Genomic DNA, 8,521 nt, shown 5'->3' on the forward strand with positions numbered 1-8,521 from the left:
CTACTGCTCCTCCTTGCCGGCGGCCGCGCCGGCGGGTGCGGCCGCGCCGGCGGGTGCGGCCGCGGCGGGTTGTGCCGCGCCGGGTTGTGCCGCGCCGGAACTCGGGGTTACGCGTACCACGCCGTCGGTGGTGGGCGTGGCCTGCGGGCTGGGGACGGCGGTGGCGTCGGTGAGAGTGCCGTCGGCTACGACGGCGAGGATGTCGATGACCACGGCCAGGGCGTCGTCGCCGGCGGCCTGGTCCGCCGGCAGCACCAGCACGATGCGACTGCCAACGGTGGCATCCACCAGCTGTTGAGCAAGGCCGGACATGGTGTCGGACATGTCGATGATGCCGGGGACGGTGGTGGTGCCGTAGCTGGAGGTGCGCAGGCTGTTGTCGGACCAGTTGGCGAAGGCGTAGCGGGCGATGATGACGTCGCCGGAGTTGATCTGCTGCCCGGTGCCGGCCACCAGCACACTCGCGGCGGCACGAGTGGGGGCGTCCAGGTCCTGCACGGACAGGGAGACGGTGCCGTCGTCGGCGAAGGCGACGGTGGGCATGCCCGCGGCGGGGGCTCGCTCCTCGCCGGACGCGGTGGTGGGCAGCACGTCGACGACGGTGATCTCGGTGGCCACGGCGCCGTCGTCCGCGGAGACGGGGGCGCGCAGCACCAGGCGGGAGCCCTCGGTGGCGCCGGTGACCGTATCGGCCAGGACGTCGCCGAGAGAGGCGGCGTCGACGGTGCCGCGGTAGATGCGCACGCCGGTGGAGGTGCCGGTGGTGTTTTCACCGCTGGTCCCGGAGAAGGTGGAGACGGACAGCAGCACGGCGTCGCCGGTGGCGAGGATGCGGCCGTCCCCGGTGATCAGCGTGTCGGTGGTGACGGCGGTGGCGGGGGCCAGGGGGGCGAGCAGGGAGACGACGGGGACAGCGCCGACCCGGCCGGCGACCTCCAGCACCGCCTCGATGGGTGCGTCGGCGGCGGTCGGCTGCCCGGTGGCGACGATTGTCGGGGTGTCGCCGTGGCCGAGGCGGGAGACGACGACGGGCACCAGCACGATGGCGGCCACGACGATGGCCGCCAGCACGACGGCGGCGTGTCCACGGGGACGGGGGCGGCCCAGGGCGGCACCGATGGCGCGCTGAGCACCGGTGATGGCCGGCGGCTCCTCGGGCTCCGGCTCGGGCTCCGGCGGCGGAGGTGGAGCGGGCACGGCGGGTGCATTGCCCTCACGCTCGCGGGCACGTTCCCTTTCCCGCTCGCGGGCACGCTCCCTTTCCCGCTCGCGCAGCTGGCGGCGGGTCAAGGGCTTGCCGTCCGGCCCGAGGGCCGGCAGCGGCGTGGTGTCGTCGGCGTGAGAAGTCATGGGCTGGTAACGAGTATGCCAGAGCGCGGCGGCTCGGGCTCGTCCATGGCGGCCAGCAGCGCATCCACCCGCGCGTCCACGGCGGCGAAGGGATCGCGCAGGGCGACGGGGCGGGTGTGTCCGTCGTCGAGCTTGAGGTTGACCCAGTCCACCGACAGGTCGCGGCGCAGCTCCTCGGCACGGGCCACGGCGGTGCCCCGCAGGTGCGCGCGGGTGGTGGCCGGCGGCGTGTCGACGGCGGCACGGCAGGCGGGCTCGTCCACGATGCGCTTGAGCAGTCCGGCGGTCTCCAGACGCAGGCGCAGTCCGTCGGTCGGGTCGACGTCGTGGTAGGCCAGGGCCAGGCGGGCCACGCGCGGATCGTCCAGACCGGTGCCGGCGCGCTGCGCGTAGCGGGTCAGCAGCTGCTGCTTGGCGGCCCAGTCCAGTTCGGTCGCCACCAGCGCCGGGTTGCCGGTGCGCACGGCCTCCAGGCCGCGCTCCCACAGCTCCAGCACGCACCGATGTGCGTCGGTCAGGTCCAGTTCGGCGTCGGCGTGGGCGCGCACGCGCTCCAAGTGCTCGGACTGCAGCTCGACGGGGGTGATGGTGCGTCCGTCCGCCAGCTCGAGCAGCACGGTGCCGGTCAGGTCGTGGCAGGTGTCGCGGATGGCCCGCATGGGGTTGGCCAGGCGCAGGTCGGACAGGTCGCCGCCGGCCTCCAGGTGGTCCAGGAGCAGGTCCATGGCCCCGACCTTGAGCAGGGTGGAGCCCTGGGCGATGTTGGAGTCCCCCACGATCACGTGCATGCGCCGGTACTTCTCGGCGTCCGCATGCGGCTCGTCGCGGGTGTTGATGAGCGGACGGGAGCGGGTGGTGGCGGAGGAGACGGCGTCCTCCATCTGGTCGGCGCGCTGGGAGAAGACGTAGCGGGCGGGGCGCTTCCCGGCCGGGTCGGTGAGGATGTGGCCGGCACCGACCAGGATCTGCCGGGTGACCAGGTGGGGTACCAGGGTGCGGGCGTCGTTCCAGTAATCGCCGCGGCGGCGCACCAGGTAGTTCTCGTGGCAGCCGAAGCCGGCGCCCTCGGCGTCGAGGTTGTTCTTGAGCAGGTGGATGCGGCCGGGCACGTCCTGGGCGGCCAGGCGCGCGTTCGCCTGCGCGGCCAGATCGGCCATGGTCAGCTCACCGGCCCGGTCCTGGGCGAGCAGGTCCGTGAGGCTGTCGCATTCGGCGGTGGCGAACTCGGGATGGGAGCCGACGTCCAGGTACAGGCGGGCGCCGCCGCGGGTGAACACGTTGGAGGAGCGGCCGCGGGCGATCAGGGGGGCGAACAGCTCCCGGGCGGCGTGGTCGGCGTCCAGCGGCGGCGGGCCGCCGGCCGTGGAGGCGCAGGTGATGCCGTACTCGGTTTCGACGCCGATGATCCGCCTGGCGGGGGCGCGCCGGGCGGTGGGGGCGGCCGGGGAGGCCGTCACTCTCACTGCCCGCCCTTCTGTACGAAGCCCTGGACGAAGGCGGCGGCGTTGGTCTCCAGGACGGCGTCGATCTCGTCGAGGATGTCGTCAACACCGGCGGTCTGCGTCTGGCCGGAGCCGGCGGCCGGCGCCGGGTCGGGGGCGGCGGGCTCGGGAGTGGGTTGGATCTGCTCGTTGAGGCTCATGCGCGTGACTGACTTCCTGATTCTTCCGGTTCCGCGGGGGTGACGGCGTCTTGGACGGCGCCCAGGATACGTGCCGACTCGGCTTCCGATACCGCCACGGCGTCGGGCAGTGGCAGGCGCAGCAGCTGCGCGCGCCCGGGCACGTCCAGCACCAGGCTGGTCCAGGAGGCGGCGACGACGGCGGCGTGGTTGGCCACCGCAGTGCCACGGACGGCGGCGCGCGTGCCGGCGGGCGGCCGGTCGGCGGCGGCCTCCACCTCGGCGTCGGTGACCAGGCGGCGGGTGTGGCCGGCGGCAATGAGCTTCTCGGCCAGCCCGCGGCCGGCACGCAGGTCGGCCCACTGAATGTCGGCGGCGGCCAGACGCGGGTCGTCCCAGCCGGTGTCGGCTCGCTCGCGTAGGCGCTCGCACAGCTGCAGTTTGGCGACCCATTCGACCAGCTGTGCGGCCCGAGCGGTGGCCTGTGGCTGGGCGGGGGTGCCGTGAGCGGCGGCGTAGGCGTCCAGCGCCTCCAGGGTCTCGTCCCATAGGGCTAGCGCCTGGGCGGTTTCGGCGCCGACGTGTTCGGCGTCGATGCCGCCGTAGTCCTCCTCCAGGGCGGCGGTGATGGCCTGCAGGTGGGCGCGCTGGATCTTCAGTGCGGTCAGGCGGCCGCGGGCGGTGGCGAGCGCGTAGGTGAGCGTCGGGTCGTGGGACATGGCCCAGTGCTCCTCCACCGGGTCGGCGGTGATGCGCAGGTCGGCCAGCGCCCCCAGGCCCTGGCCGCGGTCGTGGGCGCGCTCCAGGTACCACAGCAGCAGGTCGGTGCTGGCGACCTTCAGATAGGTGGGCACGTCGAAGCGGTTGGCGTCCCCGTTGATCACGTGCAGGCGCCGGAAGCGGGCGGCGTCGGCGTGCGGCTCGTCGCGGGTGTTGACGATGGGACGATTGAAGGTGGTTTGCAGGGCGATGTCGGTGCCCACGTAGTCGGCGCGCTGGCTGATCTGGAAGCCGGGGCGTTCGCTGCGCTGCCCGATGCCCACCCGGCCGGCCCCGGCGAATACGGGTCGGGTCACCAGGAAGGGGATCAGGGCGGCGGCCAGCGTGTCGAAGGGCAGGTCCCGGCGCACCAGGTAGTTCTCGTGGGAGCCGTACGCGGCGCCCTTGCCGTCGACGTTGTTCTTGTACAGAACCACCTCGGCGGGGGTGTCCTGCGACAGTCCCGTGTCTCCGGCACCCCGGGCCAGCGCCGTCATGGCGCGGCGGGCGATCACCTCCCCGGCCCGGTCCCACACCAGGGCGTCGTGGGGAGTGAGTACCTCCGGGGAGGAGTACTCGGGGTGGGCGTGGTCCACGTATAGGCGGGCGCCGTTGGCGAGCACCGCGGTGGTGGCCTGCGGCAGGGCGGCCTCGGCGGCGCTGGGACGCGGGCGCGTGCCCCATGGGGCCGGCGGGACGTCGCCGGAGGGCGCGGGGCGGTCGGGGTCGTCGGTCAGTTGGCTGGGGTGGGCGGCGGCCCGCTCCAGGCGGCCGCCGCGCAGGTCGGCGAGCGGGTCCTCCCCCTCGTAGTCCCAGCGGACGGCCTGCCGCGTGCCGGCATCGGGGCGGGCGGCCGCCCCATAGGCGGACACGATGCGGCTGGCCATGACCACCGCGTTGGCGTAGGGGTTGCCCGGCTCAAGCACCCCGAATTCGGTCTCCAGGCCGACGGGGCGCCGTACCGGGGTGAACTGGCTGGGCTCGGGCACGCTCATGCGTTCTCCTGTCGGTTTGTGGCGGTCGTGTCAGTCAGGCGGCGCACCGCGCGCACCATCTCACCGCGGTGGCCGACGACGCGGGCCGCCGCCTCGGGGGCGGTGGCGGCGGTGATCTCCTCGTTCTGCTGGGCCTCGACGGCGACCGCCGCGCGCAGCCGCTCGGTGGACAAGCCGCCGTCCCCGCCGGCCAGCTCGTCCTTGATGGCGGCGGTCTTGGCGCGGGCGACGACGGCGGCGAGCATCGCGCCGGAGACGAAGTCGGCCAGGTACAGGGTCTCGCGCCGCCCGGAGACGTAGGTCAACTCCAGCACCGCCCGCTCGGGGATGCGTGCGTACAGGTCGGCGACGACGACGCGGCGCATGGCCGCCGCGGCGGCCTCCCGGTCGCCTCCGGCCGCAGCCAGTTCCGCCGGATCCAGGGGCAGGTCGGCCCGCAGGTGCTTGCCGAGGATCTCCTGCGCCCCGACGGCGTCGGGGCGGTCGATGCGGATCTTCACGTCGAAGCGGCCGGGCCGCAGGATCGCCGGATCGATCATGTCCTCCCGGTTGGAGGCGCCGATGATGACCACATTGTTCAGCGACTCGACGCCGTCGATCTCGGTGAGTACCTGCGGCACGATCATGGTCTCCACGTCGGAGGAGACACCGCTGCCACGGGTGCGGAACAGGGCCTCCATCTCATCGAAGAAGATCACCACGGGCCGGTCCTCGGCGGCGACCTTGCGGGCCTGGTCGAAGATGGCGCGGATCTGCCGTTCGGTCTCGCCCACGAACTTGCTCAGCAGCTCCGGGCCCTTGATGTTCAGGAAGGCGGCGTCGTGGACGCCGGCACCCGTCGAGCGGGCCAGGGAGGTGGCGACCGCCTTGGCGATCAGGGTCTTGCCGCAGCCGGGCGGACCATACAGGAGCATGCCCTTGGGGGCCTGCAGCCCGTAGGCGCGGTACAGCTCGGGATGCGCGAAGGGCAGTTCGAGGGAGTCGCGGATCTGCTGAATCTGCGGGCCCAGGCCGCCGATGTCGTCCCAGGACACGTCCGGGGTTTCGGCGACGACCAGCTGCTGGACGCTGGTGCGGGCGATGCGGGCGGTTACCAGGTCCGCGCGCAGGTCGGCGGCGAGCGTGTCGCCGGGCCGCAGCGCGTCGGCGTCGAGGTGCCCGGCCAGCCGCACCACGCGGGTGGCGCCGGAACCGGTCGTGACCAGGGCGCGGGCCGCGGGCACCGCGGTGCGCTCATCGGCCGCCGCGGCGTCGTCGCCGTCGGCCAGCACCTCGTCCAGGGTGACGGCCTCACCGGTGTCGGGCGCGGGCAGGGCGTCGACCACCAGCATCTGGTCGTTGACGGCCACGCGCTGCCCCACCCGCAGGTCGGCCGCCTGCAGATCGGGGTGAAGTCCCAGCCGCAGGTGACGTCCGCCCAGGGATACGTCGGCCTCGGCGGGGCCGGGCAGGCCCGTGAGCAGGCCGAGCGTGACGGGCGGGCGGGTGACGGCGTCGAGCTGGGTGCCGAGCTCGGCGATGCGTTCGCGGGCGGCGTTCAGGGCCGTTGCGAGGCGCTCGTTCTTGGCGGACAGGCTGATGGCCTCGGCGCGGGCCTCACGCAGCTGGTGGCTGGTGAAGTCGCGCGCCGGCATGCCCAGGGGTTGGGAGTCACTCATGTTCCGGCTCCTGTGGTTCGGGCAGGCCCGGCTGAACCGGGGTCGCGTCCTCGGGCTGCTTGGCCCGGCAGTCGCGCAGCACGCGGCGGACCTTGCGGTCGGTGCTGGTGCGCTCCCCCACGTCCTCGATGGTCCAGTAGCCGGCGTCGTCGTAGGCGCCGCGGGCGGGCGGGCGTTTACGGGTCAGTGGGGCGGAGTCGGCGGCGAGGCGGCGGGCGGAGATCAGGAAGCCGGTGTGGGCGACCATGCGGTGGTCGGGACGCACGGCCAGGCCGTCGACGTGCCAATTGCGTACCGCCGACTCCCAGGACTCGGGCTCGGTGAAGCGCCTGGACTGGCGCAGTGCCTCCACGGTGCGCGACAGCTGCGGGACCGTGGCGACGTAGGCGAGGAACACGCCGCCGGGCACCAGCGCGCGGGCGGCGGCGTCGACGTTCTCCCAGGGGGCGAGCATGTCCAGCACCACCCGGTCCACACTCGCCTCGGCGACGTGGGTGGCAACCACGTCGGCGAAGTCACCGGTGCGCAGCTCCCAGGCGGGGTGGTGACGGCCGAACCAGGCGTCGACGTTGGAGGCGGCGATCGCCGCGAAGTCATGTCGCCGCTCAATGGACAGCAGGTGGCCGCCCTCCCCGATCGCGGACAGCAGGCTCATGGTCAGGGCACCGGAGCCCACCCCCGCCTCCAACACCCGGGCACCGGGAAAAATGTCCGCGAAGGCAATGATCTGGCCGGCGTCCTTGGTGTAGACGACCTGTGCGCCACGCGGCATGGACAGCACGTAGTCCGCCAGCAGCGGTCGCAGCAGCAGCAGCTCATGCCCGGACTCGGTGGTGATCACCGTGCCCTCATCGCGGCCGACCACGTCCCGGTGGTAGAAGCTGCCGCGCTGGGACTGGAAGTAGCCGCCGGGGTCGAGCACGAAGGTGTGCTTGCGGCCCTTGGAGTCGGTGACCTGCACGCGTTCGCCGTAGCGGAGGGGGCCGCGGCGCCCGGCCTGCCCCAGTACCTGCTGGGTGGCTACGCGCGGCTGCGCGGCGGGAGTGGTCTGCTCGCTCATCGGGCCCGAGTCTAGTGATCCCCGGGTACGTCGGCGTTATGTGACGCTGGCACGGTCGGCGCGGTCGGCAGCGTATGCGGACCGCGCGGGCGGAACCGCCGCAGTCCGTCAGCCCTCGGCGGCAGTTGACCTGGCAGACATCAGTATATAATCCCGTTATGTCTTACGATGTCTTCGCTGTCGGAATCCACGAGGGCGGTTCGCGCTCGGGCGGAGGTGCCGCCGCCCGAGCAGTACTTCAGCCCTTCATTGAGCGAGACGAGCCCGAATTCCATTTCCTGTTCATAAGAACGCGCGATGGTGGGGCGGATGTCTATCTCAGCGAGGACTCCATGATGTTCAACCATTTCGAAGGAGATCGCACCTGCGACCTGCTGGTAGCAGCCGCGCGGGCGGCCGACTGGGTCATATTTCCCCCGGGTTGCCCTACCTGCATCACCAACGAGAGCCAAAGAGAGCATCTGCCGCCCGGATTCACTGAGCATGTCAGGTACGTCAGAACCGGCCAAGACCTGATGGATGCGATTGCCATCGACATACTGTGACAGGCGCAGCCGCCAACGTACCCCGGAGCTACGCCGTGCACCGGTGAGCATCTTTGGCGTTTGTCACCGATTCTGACGTTTTCCGATCGCCTCGTGCCCGCACCTCGCCTCACCATCTATGCTGTTCTCGGCGTCCCAACCGCGGGCGCCGACCCGGTTGCACGAATTGCACGGTCCGGAGGAAGTCCGGATGGCGCCGCTCCCCGAGGGGAAAACACAATCAGGCGCTCGTCACCGCGGTCCTGCGGAAATTCGGGCACGTGCCCGGCCGCGGGCCAAGGACTCCAGTTGCACCGGGTGCGTTTTTCGCACCCGTAGGAGTCCTCATGCCGCATACACCGCCGACGTCTGTTCCGCCCACAGTGCCCAATACCTCAGCGGAGAGCAGCGTCTACTTCGACGGCCAGTTCTGGGTGCTGGTCCTGACCATCACCTCCGGCGGCCGCGTGTACGCCGCCCGCCAGATACTCGGCGCCCTGCCCAGCGACGCCGAGCTGTACGCGTGGCTACTGGCCCACGGCGGACAGCTGATC

At 72.2% G+C, this 8,521-nt stretch carries 8 protein-coding genes; 2 read left to right on the forward strand and 6 right to left on the reverse strand.

Annotated features, from left to right (window positions below; all coding sequences use genetic code 11):
* Genes DRB06_RS14350 through DRB06_RS14375 form a run of 6 tightly spaced genes read right to left on the reverse strand, consistent with a single transcriptional unit; the run spans position 1 to position 7,443 of the window.
* Positions 1–1,350 carry a hypothetical protein gene (locus tag DRB06_RS14350; protein ID WP_111820315.1) on the reverse strand — a complete coding sequence of 450 codons (1,350 nt, stop codon included), beginning with the start codon at positions 1,348–1,350 and terminating at the stop codon, positions 1–3.
* Positions 1,347–2,807, reverse strand: a complete 1,461-nt coding sequence (gene pafA, locus DRB06_RS14355; RefSeq protein ID WP_111820316.1) for a Pup--protein ligase — start codon at positions 2,805–2,807, stop codon at positions 1,347–1,349. Before pafA ends, DRB06_RS14350 begins: the two co-directional genes overlap by 4 nt.
* Positions 2,808–2,809: 2 nt before the next feature.
* A complete protein-coding gene (locus DRB06_RS14360; protein WP_108966969.1) occupies positions 2,810–2,992 on the reverse strand; it encodes a ubiquitin-like protein Pup in 183 nt (60 codons plus the stop codon).
* On the reverse strand, positions 2,989–4,725 hold the full coding sequence (dop, locus tag DRB06_RS14365) for a depupylase/deamidase Dop (RefSeq protein ID WP_111820317.1): 1,737 nt from the start codon (positions 4,723–4,725) through the stop codon (positions 2,989–2,991). Before dop ends, DRB06_RS14360 begins: the two co-directional genes overlap by 4 nt.
* On the reverse strand, positions 4,722–6,383 hold the full coding sequence (gene arc / locus DRB06_RS14370) for a proteasome ATPase (protein ID WP_108966964.1): 1,662 nt from the start codon (positions 6,381–6,383) through the stop codon (positions 4,722–4,724). Before arc ends, dop begins: the two co-directional genes overlap by 4 nt.
* Positions 6,376–7,443 (reverse strand): tRNA (adenine-N1)-methyltransferase, encoded by a 1,068-nt coding sequence (locus tag DRB06_RS14375; protein ID WP_111820318.1) that lies wholly within the window; start codon positions 7,441–7,443, stop codon positions 6,376–6,378. Before DRB06_RS14375 ends, arc begins: the two co-directional genes overlap by 8 nt.
* A 158-nt stretch (positions 7,444–7,601) precedes the next feature.
* On the opposite strand from DRB06_RS14375, the gene DRB06_RS14380 reads away from it, so the two are divergent.
* Entirely contained in the window at positions 7,602–7,988 is a 387-nt protein-coding gene (locus DRB06_RS14380) for a hypothetical protein (RefSeq protein ID WP_108966962.1), read from the forward strand.
* Between the two features lie 326 nt (positions 7,989–8,314).
* A partial coding sequence (locus DRB06_RS14385) for a DUF2992 family protein (RefSeq protein ID WP_220093035.1) occupies positions 8,315–8,521 on the forward strand: 207 nt, incomplete at its 3' end.

This window comes from Actinomyces sp. Z5 (genome assembly GCF_003287795.1).
GTDB lineage: Bacteria > Actinomycetota > Actinomycetes > Actinomycetales > Actinomycetaceae > Actinomyces > Actinomyces glycerinitolerans.